This window comes from Candidatus Eremiobacterota bacterium, assembly GCA_031082125.1.
Taxonomy (GTDB): domain Bacteria; phylum Vulcanimicrobiota; class CADAWZ01; order CADAWZ01; family Ess09-12; genus Ess09-12.
Map to the genome: position 1 here is coordinate 73,817 of JAVHLM010000011.1, position 20,051 is coordinate 93,867.

The 20,051-nt window shown below is 55.8% G+C and carries 16 protein-coding genes; 10 read left to right on the top strand and 6 right to left on the bottom strand.

Features of this window, described 5'->3' with window-relative positions:
• Positions 1 to 28: 28 nt before the first annotated feature.
• From RDV48_13970 to RDV48_13990, 5 genes are all read left to right on the top strand, one after another.
• Positions 29 to 439 (top strand): hypothetical protein, encoded by a 411-nt coding sequence (locus RDV48_13970; protein MDQ7823902.1) that lies wholly within the window; start codon positions 29 to 31, stop codon positions 437 to 439.
• A complete protein-coding gene (locus RDV48_13975; protein MDQ7823903.1) occupies positions 436 to 2,295 on the top strand; it encodes a radical SAM protein in 1,860 nt (619 codons plus the stop codon). The genes RDV48_13970 and RDV48_13975 overlap by 4 nt, the downstream gene beginning before the upstream one ends.
• A 167-nt stretch (positions 2,296 to 2,462) precedes the next feature.
• Positions 2,463 to 3,455: a hypothetical protein gene (locus tag RDV48_13980; protein ID MDQ7823904.1), complete on the top strand. Its 993-nt coding sequence runs from the start codon at positions 2,463 to 2,465 to the stop codon at positions 3,453 to 3,455.
• 531 nt (positions 3,456 to 3,986) lie between these two features.
• On the top strand, positions 3,987 to 6,338 hold the full coding sequence (locus RDV48_13985) for an HNH endonuclease signature motif containing protein (GenBank protein MDQ7823905.1): 2,352 nt from the start codon (positions 3,987 to 3,989) through the stop codon (positions 6,336 to 6,338).
• A gap of 184 nt (positions 6,339 to 6,522) precedes the next feature.
• Positions 6,523 to 7,140 (top strand): molybdopterin-dependent oxidoreductase, encoded by a 618-nt coding sequence (locus RDV48_13990; protein MDQ7823906.1) that lies wholly within the window; start codon positions 6,523 to 6,525, stop codon positions 7,138 to 7,140.
• Positions 7,141 to 7,240: 100 nt separating this feature from the next.
• Here the strand turns inward: RDV48_13990 and RDV48_13995 are convergent, their stop codons facing one another.
• The gene (locus RDV48_13995; GenBank protein ID MDQ7823907.1) at positions 7,241 to 7,459 is read right to left on the bottom strand and encodes a hypothetical protein; all 219 of its coding nucleotides are present in this window, start codon (positions 7,457 to 7,459) and stop codon (positions 7,241 to 7,243) included.
• Positions 7,446 to 8,024: a UbiD family decarboxylase gene (locus tag RDV48_14000; GenBank protein MDQ7823908.1), complete on the bottom strand. Its 579-nt coding sequence runs from the start codon at positions 8,022 to 8,024 to the stop codon at positions 7,446 to 7,448. The genes RDV48_13995 and RDV48_14000 overlap by 14 nt, the downstream gene beginning before the upstream one ends.
• Positions 8,025 to 8,198: 174 nt before the next feature.
• Here RDV48_14000 and RDV48_14005 point away from each other — a divergent pair, with 174 nt between their 5' ends.
• Genes RDV48_14005 through RDV48_14015 form a run of 3 tightly spaced genes read left to right on the top strand, consistent with a single transcriptional unit; the run spans position 8,199 to position 14,460 of the window.
• Positions 8,199 to 10,049: a PAS domain S-box protein gene (locus RDV48_14005; GenBank protein ID MDQ7823909.1), complete on the top strand. Its 1,851-nt coding sequence runs from the start codon at positions 8,199 to 8,201 to the stop codon at positions 10,047 to 10,049.
• Between the two features lie 51 nt (positions 10,050 to 10,100).
• Positions 10,101 to 13,358 carry a hypothetical protein gene (locus tag RDV48_14010; protein MDQ7823910.1) on the top strand — a complete coding sequence of 1,086 codons (3,258 nt, stop codon included), beginning with the start codon at positions 10,101 to 10,103 and terminating at the stop codon, positions 13,356 to 13,358.
• A gap of 1 nt (position 13,359) precedes the next feature.
• Complete coding sequence (locus RDV48_14015; protein MDQ7823911.1) at positions 13,360 to 14,460, top strand: NAD(P)/FAD-dependent oxidoreductase; 1,101 nt, start codon at positions 13,360 to 13,362, stop codon at positions 14,458 to 14,460.
• A gap of 5 nt (positions 14,461 to 14,465) precedes the next feature.
• Here the strand turns inward: RDV48_14015 and folE2 are convergent, their stop codons facing one another.
• From folE2 to RDV48_14030, 3 genes are read right to left on the bottom strand one after another with little or no spacing between them, the layout of a single operon-like run.
• Complete coding sequence (folE2, locus tag RDV48_14020; protein ID MDQ7823912.1) at positions 14,466 to 15,245, bottom strand: GTP cyclohydrolase FolE2; 780 nt, start codon at positions 15,243 to 15,245, stop codon at positions 14,466 to 14,468.
• Positions 15,242 to 16,459: an ABC transporter substrate-binding protein gene (locus tag RDV48_14025; protein MDQ7823913.1), complete on the bottom strand. Its 1,218-nt coding sequence runs from the start codon at positions 16,457 to 16,459 to the stop codon at positions 15,242 to 15,244. The genes folE2 and RDV48_14025 overlap by 4 nt, the downstream gene beginning before the upstream one ends.
• On the bottom strand, positions 16,459 to 17,676 hold the full coding sequence (locus RDV48_14030; GenBank protein MDQ7823914.1) for an adenosine deaminase family protein: 1,218 nt from the start codon (positions 17,674 to 17,676) through the stop codon (positions 16,459 to 16,461). Before RDV48_14030 ends, RDV48_14025 begins: the two co-directional genes overlap by 1 nt.
• Positions 17,677 to 17,850: 174 nt before the next feature.
• Here RDV48_14030 and RDV48_14035 point away from each other — a divergent pair, with 174 nt between their 5' ends.
• Positions 17,851 to 19,137: a glycosyltransferase gene (locus tag RDV48_14035; protein MDQ7823915.1), complete on the top strand. Its 1,287-nt coding sequence runs from the start codon at positions 17,851 to 17,853 to the stop codon at positions 19,135 to 19,137.
• Between the two features lie 97 nt (positions 19,138 to 19,234).
• Entirely contained in the window at positions 19,235 to 19,480 is a 246-nt protein-coding gene (locus RDV48_14040) for a hypothetical protein (GenBank protein MDQ7823916.1), read from the top strand.
• 5 nt (positions 19,481 to 19,485) lie between these two features.
• On the opposite strand, the gene RDV48_14045 is transcribed toward RDV48_14040, so the two are convergent.
• Entirely contained in the window at positions 19,486 to 19,953 is a 468-nt protein-coding gene (locus RDV48_14045; GenBank protein ID MDQ7823917.1) for a hypothetical protein, read from the bottom strand.
• Positions 19,954 to 20,051: the final 98 nt, after the last annotated feature.

Consider the following 20,051-nt stretch of genomic DNA (forward strand, 5'->3'; position numbering starts at 1 on the left):
GTCAGCTTGGGGTGTCTGGAGGTGGACGATGAAGCTTACTACCGAGGAGATAATGGAGCGGATCAATGCCTATGTGAACTATGCCCATCGTATAAAAGAGATAAAGGACCTCCTGCTTGATTTTGAGATATATGGCGAAGAGGATATCGTGGAGGCGGCGATGATCCAGCAGGAAGAGCTTCTCAGGGAGATCCACGTCATTTATCAGGAAAGAATGCTCCCCATAGTGGAGGAAATAGCCCGTCACGTCGATGACAACAGGCACCTGCTCACTCAGCCCCGGCGGGAGCCCACGGCAGAGGAGGCATCACAGAGAGAGGTTCAGGCGGAACAGCCAGAGGGGGAGGCGGAGGATCCCGATGCCATGTCACGGTCAAGCGCAAAGACCTTGGGCGATGCATTCCTTTCATCAATGAAGAAGAACCTTGACAAAAAATGAAGGACGAGAAACAGAAAACACTCCTCATCTTCCCTCCCCAGTGGATCCCCCTGAATCCCCACTTCTCCCTCGCCACCCTTGCAGGCCACCTGAAAGGTGAAGGGCATGAGGTGGTCCTTGAGGATATCAACATAAAATTCTACCGCCACATACTGTCGCCGGAATATATGGATTATTCGGCGGCAAAGGCGGAAAACAGCTATCAGTTCCTCAAGCAGAAGCTCATGATCACCCTGGCGAGCAATGATGACTCCCTTGCCGCCCAGATTGACAGCGCGAGGCTGCTGAAGATTGAAAAAAATCCCGGGAGACGGGAACAGATGATCCAAAAGGTCAAGGAAGAGCTTCCCCTGGCTTTCTCCGTCTTTGACTCGAGGGAGAAGTTCTATGACCCTTTCCTTCTCGTGAAAGCCTTCCTCACCGTCGATAAAGCCCTTGAAATCGCGTCACTCCCCTATTATCCTGCAAAGATAAGGTTCAATGACTTTTTCACCCCCCGCTTCCCCCTCACCGTGCAGGGGATCATTGATTTCACAAATGATGCAGACGAAAACATGTTCCTCCCGTTCATGAAGAGGGAGGCCACGCGGCTCCTTAAATATCAGGCCGATATCATAGGCATCTCCATCAACTCGCCGACACAGCTCCTCCCGGGATTGACGCTTTCCAGGATCCTGATGCAGAAAAAGCCGGAGGGATGCCACCTGAACATAGGGGGCAACTATTTCACAAAGCTCAGGGAGGTGATTCTCTCCCGCAAGGAGCTCTTTGACCTCTTCACCGACAGTATTATACTCGGCGAGGGGCAGAAGCCGCTGCTGAAACTGATTGCGGCACTCAAAGGAGGAGAGAGCCTGAAAGGCGTCCCCTCCCTCATATATGCGGATCCGGAGCTGGGGCGGCCTGTCTATACCTCCAGGGACATGCCCGTTCCCCTCAACGACCTTCACCACCAGGTGCTGGACGATCTGCCTCTGGACAGGTATTTCGTACCTGATCTGGCAATCTCCCTTCAGTCCAGCAAAGGCTGCTACTGGCAGAAATGCACCTTCTGCGACACTGACTTCGGTGTTGAGCCCGATATCAAAGACGTGGACCGCCTTATCGATGAAATCAGATTCCTCAATACCTCTTATGGCATCAGGCATTTCGAGTTTATCGACGAGTCCATCACCCCTCAGTATATGGATGCAATGGCCCGGCGGATCATCAAGGAAAAGCTCGACATCACGTGGTTCTGCAACGCACGGACAGAGCGCGCCTTTACCAGAAGGCGCCTTGATCTTTACAGAAAGAGCGGCCTTGTCATGCTCCTGTGGGGTGTGGAATCGGGAAGCGCGAGAATAATGAAGCTCATCAACAAAGGCGTGGATTTCGAGAAAAGGCTGGAGATCCTCAAGAGCTCAAGCGATTCCGGTATCTGGAACTTTGCCTACATCTTCTTCGGCCTTCCCACCGAGACAAGAGAGGAGGCGGAGATGACCATCGACCTTATAAGGGATCACACCGATATCATCCACTCCTATGGAAGAAGCGTCTTCACTCTCGGCAGGCATGCCGCCCTTAAGGACAAGGCGGAAAAATTGGGCCTCGTGGAATGCATTATGGACGAGCAGGAGCTTTCAACAAGCATGGGCTACCGCTCCCTCACAGGAATGACGCCCCGCGAAGTGATGGAGATGGCCGATATCTGCAAGGCCGCCTGCCATCTTCAATATGGCGAGCCTCTCTGGATGTACCTCAAGTACAGGGAGATCCTCTTTCTCTATATCAGCCGCTACGGCATGGACTTCGTGCTGAATCATAAATTCACCGATGAGCAGAAGCGCACCATTCATAGCATGTACGGCTCCTGAGACAGTATAGGCAATAATTGCACAGCTCATTCTGAAAAAATGAATCAGAGAATTTTACAAAATATTAATGATATTCAGATTTTTTTCAGAATTAATTGAATTTCAATTCACCGGCGCCGGTGATAAAGCGGGTAAGATAATGAATATCCTGGAATCTGGAGGCTACTATGGAAGGAATACCTGGAATCCCCAACTTTGATTTTTCAAGAATCGAGGAACTGTCAGCAGACCTGCAGGAGCAGAAGATGAAGTGGGAAAATTCCCTGGCTCAGAAGCCGCAGGCTCAGGAGCCGCAGGCTGAGGAGCCGCAGGATAAGGCGGTAAAACCCAAGGCGGCTCAGCCCCAGCAGGGTGCGAAGGCAGGAGAGGCAAAGGGAGCCGGCAGAGGAGTTGACGGGATGACAGGAGCTTCCCCGGCTGCAGGAGCCGCCGGAGGCGGAGAGCCCATCATCAATAAGAACGGGACCAGGATGAACGCCCAGGAAGTGGCCACAATTGCCGACATCTTCAAGAAGGCCGGCAAAAGCGGCATGAAGCCGGAAGAGCTGGCGAACAAGCTGAGGGAGAGAGGCATCGAAGCAGAGGTCACCAAGATCAACGGCCATCCGGCCATCAAATTCGCCAACGGCGATGCCTTTGTCGATACGAGCGCCAATGGCGTTCTTGATACCGATGACAAGGAGTGGGTCGAAGCGCTGAACATATTGAAGGGAAAATACGGAGCCAATGCTCCCCAGCTCCAGGGCGGCTCGCCCCTGTCACCCCTGGCGAATGCCGGCGGCCTCGGCGGCCTCACCGGCGTTGGCGGCGATGGACAGGCTGTCACTCCCAACAATGCTGCAGATATTGTGAATGCCTTCGAACAGAATACCCAGCTCCAGAGAGGCGAGGCGGGCGGCCCGCAGCTCCCCAATCCCACAGGTGAAGGGAAGGGTCAGGATTCAGGGCAGCTGAAGAGCGTCATGGCGGAGCTTGACGGCTCGCTCGGCGAGAAAGGCTACAAGGGAAGCACCGCCGAGGAGCTCCTTCAAAAGGGTGAGCTGGAATCAGTGCTGGGAAAATATGGAATTCAGATGCCTGACGAGCTCGAGCGGAAAAGCGCCGGCGATTTCGTGAACAATCTCTTCAGGGATGCCCTGCTGATAGCCAGCATAAAATAAGGGCTCCAGATTATAGCCGGGCAATGCATATGGGGCAGGTTCTGAACCTGCCCCTTTGCTTTCCCAGGTGCTGATCCAATATTAGATGAATCCCTATTTCAACAGTTCCGAAGGCAGATAATAAATTAGACACAATCGCAAGTGATCCAGTTTATGATCCAGTTTAAGTGGATCATGATCAAGTTTTTCCCGGATAACATCAAGGCTTTTCAGAACTCGTCAATTGGGCTGTCACATATTCTTTACCAACAGGGACAAAGATTATTTTCGGTGAAACAAACGGCTCCCTGGGAGGGACTGAACGATTACAAAAATTCTTCCGCCCGGAAGCGGGTCCGACTTGAAATGCCCGAAAACCGGCCTGGCCGCTCGCTGGCTGGCGCGTAACAGCCTTCAGGGTCATTTTTGACCTTTTCGCCTCATCCGGGCCATTGGAAGGACACTGGGTGATGGCGTTTTATCGTTGCCGTGATGAGGTTTCAGAGAGGTGACCTGTTTGATATTTTATCGCTGATATGCTATGATATAATCATGGATACACATGTAACCCAATTCATTGCTGCCCTGTTTCTCCCTGATGAAGAAGAGCTTCTTCACCTCGGTGATCCTTTTTCTTCCCAGGATTACGAGGATATGCTCCTTCTCCCGGAGCCTTATGAGCTTCCCGCTGAAACCAGTCACCAGACGGAGCGCCTGGTAAAAATCACCAGTGAGGGCCTCATCCCCGAAGCGGAAAAGCTCACGGAGGACAGCTCCTTCGGCTCAATCGACAGGGATGAGCGGGCAGAGCGCATTGATTTTCTGCTCTGCGAGGCAGTCCGCGGCCGCCTGGCACTGGATCTCGTGCTTGGCGGTCTTCTCGTTACTCTCAAATCGAAAGGAGTTGATCAGTTAGGATACCGCTCCATGGGGACCTTCGCCACGGAGCATCTCTCTTTCTCGGGGCGCACCGCATCGGAGCTGATGCACAACTATAAGCTCCTCAGGAGCCTGCCCCTCACGCGGGAGGCCTATCTGCAGGGCAGGATCGCCAAAAGCGCTCTCAGGCATCTTTCGAGGGTCATCACGCCCGAGAACGAGGGAGAGTGGCTCGGTGTCGCCCGGGCGCGCTCTCTGTGCGGCCTTGAGAGGGAAGTGAAAAGGGCTCTCGCGGGAGAAAATGCCGGATCGGCTCCCGCTTCCGGGGTAAGCGATAAGGCACACGATGCTGAGCCTGAGGGCACGATGATGTATTTCAGCGTGGCACCGTCCCTTGCCCTCACCTGGGACTTCGCCCTCTCCCTCTTCCGGGACAGGGAGCACTATGACGGACCGCTTTCGGGATTTGTCGAGGCGCTCCTTGCGAACTTCCTGGCCTCAGGGAAAGTGGCGCCGGAGCTTCCAGCCCTCGATGCCGACGGGAACCGCCCCATATTCTCCCGGGGGGGTCCCCTCCTGAAAAGGAGGATGAGAAACCGCCGCGTGAGCGCTCCCGGCGAGGTCAGCGGGCAGGCCGGCGAGGGAGAGGCCGGTGAGACTCCGTGGTCATCACCATGGAGCATCTTCTTCCCGTCGTGGCTTGAAGAGGCCCGGCCGGAAAAAGTTACCGGGGCCTCCGCGAGGGCAATTGCAGGCCGCCTGATCAGGGCCGCCTCGATCCGCCAGAGGCTCGACGTGGCCGCGGGGATGCTCCTTCGGGCGATGGATGAGCGGCAGCTCCACCGCCTTCTCGGCTATGAATTCATCGAGGACTATGCAGGGGAGCGCTGCGGCTTCTCGATGGCGCAGACCCGCCAGCTCATAATGCTCGCCGAGGGATTCCGGCGCCACTCACTCACCGATGACGCCTTCAGAAAAGGCGTCATCACCAGGGAACAGGCGCGCCTCATTCTTCCCCTCGTGGACTCCAGGAATGAGTCACAGTGGATCGCCTATGCCGCGAGCGTGCCCACCGTTGACCTCAGGGAAGAGGCGGGGCGTGTCGCCAGGATCCTGGAGTATGACTGCCTGGTCCCCCACAATTATACTCTGCTTCCCGGATTCCGCTACGTCACCGACGAGAGGCTTCACGACCTGCCGGAGGAGGTGCAGGACTGCATACGTGACGGCTCGTGGTACAAGGGGCCCTCACTTGATTCTTCGTGGCCTCTTGAGGCAGACGACGAGGAGCTCTTCGCTTCCCGCGACAGGCGCTTCGATGCGCCCTGGAAGTATTTCAGCGGTGTAGAAGAGATGATGGCCTCCGAGGCCTCCATGAAAATTGAAAAAGATTCGCGCCTGTGTGCGGGGCAAAAAGCCCGGGAGCTCTGCACCATCCCCCGGGGTGAGAGCCCCGAGGAGACCTTCCTGGTGGACATCCTCTCGGCAGGGAGCCCCTCAAGAGCTGCCACAGGAACCATGATGATAAAATTCTTTCTCCCCCGGGAGCTTGAGGTGCTCTGGAACCTCGCGGCCCATGCCTTTCTCGTCAGGCTTGCCCTGGCGGAAGGCGCTGACAGCCTGGTCCTCCCGGAAGAAAAATTCCTTGCCGCCCTCATGGCGGACTATCTCAAGACCGAGGGAACCTTGAAAAAAGCGGCCCATCATCACAAAATCCTGAAGCGCGACCGGTTTCGCTGCCAGACCCCCGGCTGCCGGTGCCGTCGGAATTTGCACGTGCATCACATCATCAGGCGCTCCCAGGGCGGCACCGATGACCCCTGGAACCTCATCGTGCTCTGCGAGGCCTGCCACCTCCACCTCCTCCACGGCCTTCGGACCCTCACCGTGAGGGGCAGGGCGCCCTTTGAACTCACCTTCACCTTCGGCTCCCTCTCTGAAGCAGGGGCCCCTTTCCTGGTCTATCAAAGAGGAGTCCGGCGGGAATCAGCGGCGCATGCCGCCGGTGTCTCCCCGGGCTTCTGAAGGCCGCTTTTCCAGAAGAGATAAAATGATCGGGAATGATCCTCCAGGGGAATGGCAGTTATCATGGAGCAGTCCTCCGGGGGCCTCCAAGCATCATTATAGAGAGGCACCCCTGCCCCCGGGCGGATCGGGCAAGGGCCGTTGATTGCTTGATCCAGTGAGCCTGCGACAGAAAGGTGATGAGATGAACCGCATCGTGGAGATCGTCGCCTGGATTCTCTCCCTGCCTGTGGCGCTGTGGCGGGCGTCAGCACCGAGGAAGTATCTTTCTGAGCTTGTCACTTACTCCATTGACGGCATGGAGTGGCCTGACCTGCCGTCGTGGCGCCTGGAGGTCTCCGGAGAGGTGGAAGAAAAGCTGGTCCTGGACTGGGATTCATTCAGGTGCCTTCCCCGCTCTGAGCTGAAAAGGGATTTTCACTGCATCACCGGCTGGAGCGTCCTGGATGTAACCTGGGAGGGAGTCCTCTGGAAGGATTTCCTTGCCCGGATAAGGCTCCTGCCTGGCGGCAGATTCGTAAGGTTCATCTCCCATGGCGGCTACTCGGCTTCATTTTCACTGCAGGAGCTTGAAGGCGCCATTCTTGCGGACACCCTGGAAGGCCAACCCCTTGCCCCCGAAAGAGGCGGCCCGCTGCGCCTTGTGGCGCCCGAGCTCTATGGCTATAAGAGCGTGAAGGGGCTCAGGCGGATCGAGATAACCGCGGCCCGCCTCCTGGGCTTCTGGGAGCTCTGGGGATACGGCCCCTCCGGAAAGATAGGGGCCACGGAGAGAAAGCGCATCGCGAGGGCAAAAAGGTGATGGGCCTCATGGATTCATAGGGAGAGTGTATCATTGCCTGGATTGTGTCCTTCTCCATACGGACTCCCCTCGGTTCTCCGATACAGGCAGCTTCCCTGCTCTACAGCCTGAAGATAAAGTGGTTAGGTGAAACAATTTCCAGGGTGCCTTCATTGAGCCATGTAGAGAGCCGCTTCTTATCCATGCGCATAAGGGCCTCGCGTTCGGCGGCATCACGATTCTTACGGCGCGTGCCCCTCTTCCGGCCCAGGACTGCCCGGACAGCAAAAAAATTCTCTTTCTTTTCCCTGATGAATCGTTCGAACTCAAGGGTTCTCATGCTTAAGCCTCGCCACTTCCCCGCAGAGCTCCCCAAGGGCTGCCGCAGTGTGCTCCTCAACGCACCTTCGTTCAAGATAGGCACGGTCAATGTTGTCTCCATACATGAAAAGCAGCTCTTCGGCCCAGTAGCCGTCATCGGTGGACTTCCAGTGAACAAAGGCATTCAGCCTGTCCACTATAAGGTCCTCTATGCCGATGAGAGCCACTTGCAGGCCCTCCACTTCAACGATGGTGACCCTGTCGCGCTCTTCCCCGGCGAGTGCAAAGCCTGGGATTTCAATGAAGAGGTCGAGTTCCTCACTTATCCAGTGCCTCCCCTCCTTCCGGAAGCCCCATCCATTGAGCAGGACCCCGAGAGATCCGGGATCCGCATAGACCAGGTCCACATCACCGGTCGCATATCCGCCGGTAGAGTAAAACTCAAGTGCAAATCCCCCCACCACAACGGGCCTTTCTTTCTCTGAACCAAGTGCCTCAGACATGAGACCAAGGAAAAATAAAGTCCTCTTAAGGGGGTCCTGAATGGTCTTCGCTTTATCCAGAAGCTCTCGATAACGCTCCATGGCACCTCTCTGCAGGTATTGCCGAATCTTCCACTTCATTATAACAGAAAGAGGAAAGACCATCAACAAGAATCAGGCGTGTGGCCTCATGACACGCCACTATTTGACCACCCAAGCCCCTTTCTGCTATAATCGCTCATGACTGGAATATTCTGTTCTCCTGGAGTATGAAAAATGGACTCTCCGGCAGCGCCTTCCCTCGATCTCCCCGTTGAAATCCCGCTCGATGAGAGCCTTTTCAGGGATATCCTGGGCAGCATCAACGCCCTTGTGCTCCTGCTGGATCCCCAGGGCCGCGTGATTCACTGCTGCCTCTCCTCGGAGAGCAGCCGCTTTTTTAAACCCGGCTCAGTAAATGGAAAGCCTTTCTGCGAAATTGCCCCCCTCACCGACGAGAAGGGAAATGCCGATCCCGTATGCTCCACGCTCAGCGAAGGGAAGAGAGAATTCCATTATAGAAGCGCGTTGACTGCACTGAACGGTGAAAAAGCAATCATTTCCTGGTCCCTCTCACAAATCCCGGCAGGCGGCGGCACCCTCAGGTATATCGTCGCCACAGGCATCGACATCACCTTGCAGGAAATGATGGAGAAAAGAAGCAGTGAATTTGAAGCGCGCGTCAGGAGCATCCTGGCCTATGCCCCCCTTGCCATCTTCATGATCGATGACACGAGCGCCATAGTGATTGCCAACAGGAAAGCCGCGGAGCTCACCGGCTACCCGGAAGAGGAGCTCAAAGGCAGCTCCATGGATATCCTGATACCGGAGAGCATAAAGGCACGGCATGAAGCGCTTCACCTGCAATATCTCAAGCATCCCACTGCACACGTGATGGGCGCCGGAAAAGATATCAACTGCCTTCGCAAAGACGGGAGGGAAGTTCCCGTGGAAGTGGCCCTCAGCCATATTGACTCACCTTCAGGCTCACTCACCGTGTGCTTTGTCTCAGATATCACGGTACGCAAGACCATCGAATCAGAGCTCAAGAAGGCCCGCGAGGAGTTCATCGCCATCCTGGCCCACGATCTCAAGAACCCCCTGGCATCAATGATGGGATATGCCCAGATCCTGCAGCGCAGGCTGGGTAAAGAAGCCGACAAGGACGTCTTTGAATACCTCATGATGATAAGCCAGTCCGGCAGCATCCTGCTGAACCAGATCAACAACATCGTGACTGCATCACGCATGGATGCCCATATGAGCACGTACCATTTCGAATCGTTCTCTTTCTCCGAAGTCCTCGAAAAAATGAAGGCCCTCTTCATGCCCCTTGCGCAGTTCCAGGAGATCACCCTTGAGTTCTCATCAAGTAAGGACCTCAAAGTCTACGGAGACAAAGACAAGCTCAGCCACGTATTTGAAAATCTCGTCATCAACGCCTTCCGCTACACACCCCGCGGGGGGACGATTGGCATAGAGGCCCGCCCTGAAGGCGAGATGGCCGTCATCAAGGTCTTTGACACGGGGAAAGGCATCCCGGCGAAGGACCAGGAGCACATTTTCGAAAAATACCGCCAGGTGCAGGGCGAGAAAAAAGGAACAGGCCTGGGCCTCTACATTGTGAAAAATGTGCTGGAAGCCCACAGGAGCCCCATCGCCCTCGAAAGCTCCCCGGGTAAGGGCACGTCGTTCACCTTTTCACTTCCTGCGACGAAAGAAAAGGAAGCGCCGCTTGCCGGCAGTTTCCTCGTGGTGTGCAGCAATGAGAAGCTGCGCTCCTCCATCACGGCATACCTTGAATCGGAAGGAACCCTGCCCGAGCTGGCCTCAAACGGCATGGAAGGCCTCCGCATGGCTTCCACGGGGGATTACCATTCCATCATCATCTCAGATGACCTGCCCGATCTCACGGTGAAGGACTTCATGAAAGCCTTGAAGCTTGGCGAGGCAACGATAAATGTCCCCCTCATCGTCATCACAGAAAAAGATTCTCACAGCCACGGAAAGAAACCGGCAAGAGCGCTCCGCTGGCCTTCTGATTCAGGGCTGCTGAGGGGAATGCTGGAAGAAAGGGCTTCACAATAACAGCCTATTGATCTGCATGGGCAGTCTGAACTTGTTCCCTGGAGGTGCCTTATGGTTTCAAAGCTCGACGACAAAACCACCACTCTGCTCAAGCTGGAGTATCCTTTCCCCCTCTCTTACCCCTATTTTTCCATGAGAAACGCCGAGGAGTTCAAGACAAAGCTTGACAAGTCCATCGAGGTTCTGGAAAGCCTTGTGAAATACCTTGCCACCATCACCCTGGGCTCCCTGCTGAGAGGGCCCGTGACGGCGGAGCACGCCACGTTCCTTCTCTCCTTTCTGCCGCGGCCTTCTCTGGGCACCTGGAACGCCGTCCTCAGGGAGACGCTGAGCGCTCATCACACAAGGCCCGAGGACCTCTTCCTGCCGGAGATATACCACTTCTATTTCAAGGCAAACAAGAAGCAGTCCGAGAATGCCAAAATCATAGACGAGCTTATCAACGAGAGAAACAGGCTGGCCCACGGCGGAGGCCCCTCGTCGCCCAAAGACTGCGAGGCGAAAGCCGAGGAGATAGCGCCGAAAATAGAGGACCTGCTCCTTAACCTTTCGTTTCTCCGCGATTACGATCTCCTCTTCATACGATACTCAAAGAAGGAGGGGGAAACTTACCATCACTCCGTGAAACGGTGCATGGGCGCTTTCGCGCAGTTTGAGAACCGGGATATCTCCACTGCCTCGGCGGAAAATGCGAGCCACATGTATCTCTACCACAGGGAGCGGAATGCCCTCCTCGATCTTCATCCCTTCGTGGTCTTCAGCGACAGGTTTGAAGGCGCAAGCTCCCAGGAGATTTTCTTCTATAACAGCTCCCAGGACAACAAGGCGAGCTACATGAACTACCAGTCGGGCCACTCCTTCAAAGATGCCGATCTTTACGGCGACATCGAGGCCCTCACAGGGAAGCTGAAAGCTTTCGCCACGGTGAAGGAGGTCCGCTTCGAGGAGTACAGGAAGCTTGTCGTCGAGGCATGGAAATTCGGGAAAGTCTCCCCTGAAGACAGTGAGAAGCTTGCCCGCAGGCGGGAAGAGCTCAAGATATCGCCCGAGGAAGGGGTAAAAGTCGAGGAAGAGGTCAAGGAAGAGCTTTTCTTACGCCACATGGAGGGCCTCATAGGCCTTCTCTGCGATGATGACAGAAAAATTGAGGCTTCGCAGACCATCATCAACACCGGCGTGAAAACAGTGCCCTGTCTTATAAAATCGCTGGATAACGAGAAGGCTCTTGACGAGATCGTGGCTATCCTTGCAAAATTCGGCAATGAGGCCATACCTTCCCTGAAGGAGGCACTGGGTGATGAAAAGCGGAAAAATGGCGCCCGATCAGCCTTGAAAGCTCTTGGCAACCAGGCCATATTTGAGCTTCTGAAGGATCTCGAGAAGGAGGAAGAGATACCCGGCACTGAGGAGACTCTGGTCTTCTTTGAAGGGCAGGCCGTGGCACCCCTTATCGAGGTTATCAGGGCGCGGGAGCAGCGGGCTCAGGAAGGCGGTATGAAGATCGTGAGCCTCAGGGAGGACAGGGCCTGGATCCGCGCCAGGGAGATCCTCAGGAATATCGGGAAACCTGCGGCAGAGGTGCTGGTTACCGCTCTTGACGATCCCCTTATTGAGGGCACGGCATCACAGCTCCTCAGCGATATTGGCAGCAGCTCCTATGAGCCCCTCGTGAAAGCTCTCCGGGATGAGGCTCTGAAGGGAAAGGCCCTGGCGATACTTGGTACTTTCGGTCCTTCCACGGTCCCCGTGCTTCTCGAAGAGGCGGGGAAAAACGATGGCCTCTCGGCCCTCGCAGAGGAATATATCCTCCGTTTCGGCAAGGACAGCCTCCCTTACCTTGCTGAAGCGCTCAGGCTCGGGACGTGTACGGGTCTCGTGACAACCCTCCTGGCGCGCTTTCCAGACGAGAGCCCTCCCCTCCTCATCCCCCTCCTGTCAGATGAGAGCCTCGCGCCCACGGCGGAATCACTCCTCCTCCAGGCAGGAGCACCGGCTGTCCCCCCCCTGGTGAAATCCCTCGGTGACAGCACCCGCGGTGAAAGGGTCCAGGCCCTCCTGGGCAGATTCCCTCCCAGTGCCGTGCTGGAATCGCTCCTTGCCGAGATCAGGCTCAAGGGGAAGAGCATCATTGACTCCACAAGCCTTGCCGGGAAGATTGAGTCGGGCATGAGGAGTGTTCTGAAGGATCTCCAGAAAAGCAAGATCTTTGGTTCCGTGCAGGAAACACTGAAAATCAGGAGCGACTCCCTCGAAGAAGCCCTCAAGGGGATAAGGGATCCCTTCACCAAGAGGGCCTTTTCCCTCATCACCTCCATGGAGCCTGCCACGCTCTCTGAGCTTGTTGCTTACCTGGATGACGATCAGCTCTTCGATTTCATAAGGCTTGCCTTCGTGACTGTCGGCGCAAAAGGAGCCTCCGTGATAATTGACGCTATACCCCGCTACACCGAGAAGGCACGGGATCACGCAGTCACTATCCTTTCAGACATGGGAGCTCCCGTGGTGCCGCTCCTTATCACGGCCCTCGAGGACGGGGCTAAAAAGCCCGTGGCGGTGAGCGCCCTTGTGGCTACAGGAATTCCCGCCGTGAAGGAAGTGGCAAATGCCCTCATTGACGACCTGAAGCGTGAGACTCTCCAGGGCATTCTGAGGGAGATTGGCCCCGGTTCCGTCCGGGAGTGCCTCCCTTTCCTGGGTGTCCCCGTCATAGGCGAAGCCCTTGACGAGGTCTTTCTCTCGATGAAGACCGAAGCCATCACCGCGACACTCGTTGAGTGCCTTGAGGTATCTTCCTCCAGGGCTCATGTAGTGAACCTCCTCAGGAGATTCGGTGAGAAAGCCACGCCAGCCCTCATCGAGGGACTGAAAAAGGAACCTCTTACGGCCTCTCTGATGGAAGTCCTCCATTCAGTGGGCCCCGCGGCGGTGCCTCCCCTCTTCGAGAAAGTCCGCGGAGAGAGCGGCGCCGTGCAGAGCTTCATCAAAAACATCTTCAGCCTCGGCCAGAAGAGCACCCCGTCCTCGCCGTCCAGGAAGGCCCTCGTGGAGCTCTCTGCCTCGTGGTGCGATCCTCTCATTACCATAAGCCGCGACGCCAAAAACAGGGATCTCGCCATACCGCTTGTGGCCGAGACGCTTGTCTTCATAATGTCCCGCAGGGATCTTGCAGAGGGCCCCGTGAGCCTCTCGAAGATCAAGGAGTATCTGTCGGCTTCAAGCCTCACTTCCCAGGTGAAGACCGCCCTTGACTCCCTCAAGAGCTATCCCGACCAGGTAATCGCGGAGACAAAGGCGGCGCTCGAGGTGTAGCATGGATGCAGATATCGTCATAATAGGCGCCGGTGTCGTGGGTCTTGCCGTGGCGGCCCATCTTGCCGGCACGGAGAGGGTTCTTTATGTCCTCGAGAGGAACGAGAAGTTCGGCCAGGAGACAAGCTCCAGGAACAGCGAGGTTATCCACGGGGGCCTTTATTACAGGCCGGAATCTCTCAAGGCACGGCTCTGCCTCGAGGGGAACAGAATGCTTTATGAGTTCTGCGAGAAGCACGGCATTCCCTCGAGGCGGATTGGGAAGCTCATCGTGGCAAACAGCGACGAAGAAAGGGAAGCCCTCGAAAATGTGAGGAAAAATGCCGTTGCATCAGGAGTAAAAGGGATCCGATGGCTCACAAGGCAGGAAATCATTTCAATGGAGCCTGCCATTGCCGCAGAAGAGGCGCTTTTTTCAGAATCTACGGGTATTATTGACTCGCACCGCCTCATGCGCCATTTCCTGGTGAAGGCCGAGGAGCAGGGAGGGCAGGTCGTATACCGCTCCTTTGTATCGGAAGTGGAAAAGCTCGATGACGGCTACAGTGTGAAGGTTGCCCATTCCTGCAGGAACTGCTTTGATTTCACCACCAGGCTTCTTATAAACTGCGCCGGCCTCGATGCCCACAATATAGCAGCGGCTCTGGGCCACCGCCATCGGATCCACTTCTGCAAGGGAAGTTATTTCAGCGTGGGTAACGGAAAAGAGAGGCATATCAGCCACCTTGTCTATCCCCCGCCTGAGATGGCCGGCCTGGGCATACATGCGACACTGGACCTCGGTGGGCGAATGCGCCTCGGGCCTGACACAGAGTATGTCCAGGACCCTGGAGATTACCATGTTGACGAGACCCGGAGCGATGCCTTCTTTGAGAGAACCCGCCCATTCCTTCCCTTCCTGGAGGCCCGGGACCTGGCTCCTGACATTGCAGGGATGCGCCCCAAGCTCCAGGGCCCGGGGGAAGGCTTCCATGATTTCCTGATTTTCTTTGATCCGCCGGGGGCACTGCATCTGCTGGGGATCGAGTCGCCGGGCCTCACCTCGTCGCCTGCCATAGCCCGCCTGGTGGAGGCTATGCTGAAGGAGCAAGACCTCCTCTGAAGAGCTCAGCGCGACTCACTGTGGTATGCAAAAGCGCTGTGATTATGGATCGACTCCGCTGATTCGCACTCCACCTCGAACCAGTCAATTCTCGAATCGCTCCTGAGGAGCAGCACGGCATCCCTCACCACGTCCTCGACAAACTTGGGGTTCTCATAGGCCTGCTCCGTCACGTACTTTTCATCGGCCCGCTTCAGGAGGGGAAATATGGCGGCGCTCCCCAGGGGCTCGAGGCCTGACACGAGCTCCTCGATCCATATGAAAGCGCTTTCAGGGTAGTGGACCCTCACCTTGAGAACAGCTCTCTGGTTATGGGCGCCGAAATGGGAGATCTCCCTGCTGCAGGGGCAGAGTATATGGAGAGGGATCTTTACCCCGAGCCGGAACAGGAATTCCTCTTCCATGAGCACGCCGCTGAACTGGCACTCGTAGTCCAGGAGGCTCATGGCCTCGCTCACAGGAGTGCTCTTGGCAATGAAGTAACGGAAATCCAGCTCAATCTCGGCTCTCCGGGCACCAAGGCTCTTTCTCACGGCTTCGAGAATCTCCTTCACCTCAATGCTCGAGAGCTTCCGGCGGCTCCACCCGTAGAGCTCCTCGACAAACCTGCTCATGTGGGTGCCGCGGCACTCATGGGAAAGGTCGGCCGAGAGGGAAACCCTTGCGAGGACGGGCTGGTACGACCCGTCGGGGACCCTGATCTCCAGGGGCAGGTAAATATCCTTCACTCCTGCCTTCTGGAGGGTTATTCCACGGTGATCCCGGGAGCCCTGCACATCCTTCATCGGAGTGCTTCCCGCTGGTCCCAGGGAGGCATTGGGAATAGAAGAGGTGCCTTGCTGAAGCTGGCGGGCCACACGAGCATGAATTCTCCCTTCTGTACCTGCTGGATAAGGAGGGGATGGCTGTTCTGGTTGGTATAGCTCTCGAAATGCTCGAATCTTATTTTCCCGAATACGGTATCGGCATCAAGGGCAAGGAGCCTTGTGCGGAGGCCGTCTCTTGTGAGGGTATCCCCTCCTTCCATGCATTTCGCAAGGACCTGCATGGTGGCATAGGTCTCGGCGCTGTGGTACTCGGGGTACACCCCATAGCGGCTCCTGAAGGTCTTCACAAAATCCCCCGCACCGGGCCATTCAACAAGGCGGTTCCACTGGGTCACCGTGAAAACATATTCCACATCGCCTTTCCCTTCGCTCAGAAACTCGCTGAGGCTGAAGCCGGCTCCGCAGCCCGCAAAAACCCGGGGATTCAGTTCCACTTTCCGCGCCGTTCTCATCAGGTTGAGGCCGTCCTCTTTGTGGGCAATCATCACGATGGCTTCAGGCTTCTTTGCCTTCACCTCCCTGAGGAGAGGCTCAAAAGTGAGGGACTGGTTTTCAAAGCCGCTTGACTGCTTTATTTCAAACTTCATGTCGGAGGCGTACTTCCTGATGTGCTCCGAAGTTCTCACGCCGAAGTCATCGTTTTCATACAGCACCGCAAGGCTCCTTGTGTGAGTGCAGTTCTTCAGAAAGTCCAGGACCGTGACGGCATAGTAAGAGGCAGGGGCATTCATCCTGAAGACCCACTTGTAACCCCTCATGGAGATCTCTTCAGAAGCGCTCGTCGGCGAGATGAGAGGTATCTTTCCCTTCTCGGCCTCTTCTGCGATGGCGATGGTGCAGAGGTTGCTGTAAGAGCCGACAAGGGCCAGCATCTCCTTGGACTCGGCAAAGTGCTTCGCTGCTTCCCTGGCTTTGGTCTCATCACCCTGGTCATCTACGTAGACTACCTGGAGCTGGTCTTTAGGCTGCTTTCCGGCATTCAGGTTCTGGAGCGCCATATCGATTCCCTTTTTCATGGACTCGCCGAAGCTCTTCCTGATGCCGGTAAGAGGAATAATGACACCGATTTTCCTTTGAGGGGGGCCGCATCCCCCGATTAAAAGGAGCAGAGCCACAAAAGCCGCAAGGACCGCCGCACCCCCGCGGGGAAAAAACCGCCCGAACCCTGCCACTATTCTCCCTCACTTTTCACATAAGCCTTGTTCACCTCTTCCAGGGCATCCTTGTACTTCAGCTCCCGGGCGACCCTGGAGCGAAGGTTTCGCATGGAATTGTAGGAGTTGAGCGCCTCGGGGTAATAGCAGTTGTAAAGAGCGCTGTTAAAGCCGTGGGTGATGAGGATCTTTATATGGTTGAGATCGAGGGAGAATGCCTTCGCCGCTATATAGAGCTCCTTGGTGACGGTGGTATCGGATACGAGCCTGTTGTCGGTGCAGAGAGTGGTGCGCAGGCGGTTCTCCAGGTATATCCTGAGAGGGTGGGACTCATAGGTATTATGCTCGGGATTGGTCTGCAGGTTGCTCGTAAGGCACACCTCGATGGGGATCCTCTCATTCATGAAATATGACATGAGAAGGGGATCCTTGTAAAGATTCGTGCCATGGCCTATCCTCTTTACATTGTTGCAGGTGACGGCCTGCTGGATGCTCTCGGGGCCGAAAGCCTCACCGGCATGGACCGTTATGGGGATATATCCGTTCGTCACAATGGAAAAGGCCTTTTTGTAGCGCTTCGGCGGGTTGTCCATCTCGGCGCCCGCCAGGTCGAATCCCACGATATGGTGATCCTTTTTGGCCATCTCGACGGCGTGCATGGCCGTCTCAACTGCCATGAGGACTGATGCGCTGTCGTGAGTAGCGTAAGGAAGGGATTTCATGAGGTTATCCTCTATGCCGCATGACACATAATGGCGCATGGCGCATATTATTATGCCTGTCACCATGTCATATTTCCCCTCTGCCCTCGCAAGGCCCCTGCACACGGCGGAGGTGATGCTCTCCATGTCGAGCCCCTTGTTGGTATGAAGAATCGGGGCAAAACGCACTTCGAGGTACCTTACGTTTTCCTGTGCGGCGTCCTCTGCAACTTCAAAGGCTATCCTTTCCAGTGATGCCTCGTTCTGCATCACTGAAGTGGTTATCTCAAAGGCCTTGAGATATTCGGGAAGGGACTTGTTCTTCGCGTAGACAAGGTTATCTTTCACGAGAAGCTTTGAGAGCTCTTCCCTGCTGACAGGATAGGGCATGCCCTGTTCCTTGATGAGCTCGACAATAGTATCTATCCTCAGGGAGCCGTCGAGGTGGCAGTGCAGATCCGTCTTTGGAAGGCGGAATATCTCCTGGTAAAGGGGATCAGATTTATCGACCTCCAGGCGCTTTTCCTTCTTCATATGAGCTCCTTTCACTTGATTTCCATGTATCTTCTATCTACAGTGGGCCATTCCTGCCGTACGCCCCGGGGCTTCAGCCTTCATCAAAAGGAGTTCTCAGGATCTTTCACGAATCTCACCGGAAACTCCAGCAGGAAAGTCCTGGTGATTCGACACTCAGAGAGGAAAGGGCTGATGACAAGGTTTATTACCCCTGACAGGGCGCTTTTTGTGCTCCTCTGCTTTGAAGGGCCTGATCTCTATTCGCAGGCCGGCGGGCTCGGCATAAGGATGACCGAGCTTTCGAGGGTGCTCTCGGAGCAGGGCTTCATCAACCATTTCTTCTTCATCGGCGACTGTAACCTGCCGGGAGAGGAGAAAAACTATGGCCGCAAGCAGGTGCTCCACCGCTGGTGCCAGTGGGTAAGCGGCTACCACCCCGAGGGCGTTTACGAGGGAGAGGAAGGAAAGCGCAACGAGTGGGACAAATCCCTTCCTCCCTACCTTGTCGAGCATATCATAAAGCCTGCGGCCTGCGAGGGCCGGCCCATCGTCATACTTGCCGAGGACTGGCACACGGCAAGGACCGTGCATATCCTTGACGCTCTTCTGAGGGAGCAGGGCCTGAGAGACAGCTGCATCATTCTCTGGAATGCCAACAACGAGTTCGGCTTTCACCACGTGGACCTGCGGGCTCTTGACGCCATCTGCACCGTCACCACCGTAAGCTCATTCATGAGAAGGCGCCTCCTCCCTTACGGCGTCGATCCCCTGGTGCTCCCCAATGGCATACCCGGGAGAATCATAGGGTCCGTCGATCCTTTCCGCAAGCATATCCTGAGGGAGAGCTTCAGGGGCCTCCTCCTTCAGAAGACCGGCCGTTTCGACCCCAACAAGCGCTGGATGGAGGCAATTCACGCCCTGGCCATCCTCAAGGAGAGCGGGGCCATGCCCCACCTCGTGATGAGGGGAGGCCGTGAGCCTTACAGGAGGGAAGTAATGGGCCTCGTGGAGCGCCTGGGCCTCTCCCATGCCGTCATAAGGGTCTGTGATCCCTCATACGAGCATATTCTTAATGCCCTGAGGCATCACAGCCAGGCCGATATAATCGAGATGGACTTCTATGTGCCCGAGGAGTTTCTGATGCTTCTTTACGGTACTGCCGACACGGTGCTGGCCAATTCTGGCTACGAGCCTTTCGGCATCGTGGGGCTCGAGGTCATGGCCAAGGGGGGAATAGCTATCGTGGGTGACACGGGGGAAGATTATGCAAGGAGCTTCTTTAACAGCTTCCGTGTCCAGAACGATGATCCTGCCGAGCTCGTCTCATTCATACTCCGCGTCAACCTGGACAGGGGCCTCCATAATTTCATGAGGAACAATGCCCTGATTACAGCCCGTGAATATGTATGGGAAAATGTGCTGGACAAGCTGATCTTCATGGTGGAGGAGATCGGTACTGCCTTAGGGCAGCTTGTCTAGCCCTTTACTTTTTCTCCCAGGTCGTGATAATACTTCATGACGTGAAAAGGGAGAGTGTTTCCTCACTTATCCCTGTACCATGAAAGGAGCTGTTATTATGAGCTTTACCTCTTCAGACCCAGTTTCTTCCGTCAGCCAGGGCGACTGGACAGTGGGCACGGGCAGAAAAGCCTCGCAGATGGATGCGCAGAATTCCGAGTATGCGGATCAGATGTCACAGTCCCGGGAAGCCCAGGCAAACCAGAAGGCTGAAGCGGAAAAAATGCAGGCGGACCGTGAAAAAACCATGGCAGAGTCGCAGAACAAGGTGATACAGGCCCAGGCACAGCAGGCAGCGGGTTAGCAGAATCAGGCGAAGCTTTCGGTATGATGGCTCCCCCTCATCCCCAGCACCCTGTTCACTTCCTGTCCTACGTCAATGGAGTGGTTCAGGATGTCTGTGGCCTGGGAGGCAAGCTGGAGGCCTTCGTCAAGACAGAGGGTTGATCCCTCTTCGGTATTCTCAATGTACCGGACCATCTCTGCCAGCGCTTCGAGCATCATCTCGGCGCCCCTGAGCGCCGAGCCATATTCTTCATCAATGAGAGCCTCCAGTTCGGGATCACTGAAGGGGGTTCTTTCCATTTCTCTGAGGGTAACAAGGCTTGCCTCAACTTTATTCCCGATTCCCGAAAGGACCTGGAGAAACTCATCGGGCGAGATTATGGCCTCCTTCAGGTCAAGACAGGCAGCTTCAAGTGTTGCAAGGTGTCCCCTCTTCTGCTGCGGGAGCGTGAGGCCTTCTGGTATCCTGGGAAGCACGGCGCCGCAGCTCATGCAGACTCCATCGCCTTCGAAATTCTGTGTTCCGCACCGTACGCAAATCATGGGGACCTCGCTTCTGTGGGGAAATAGTTCTCTTCAGGGGAGGGTGA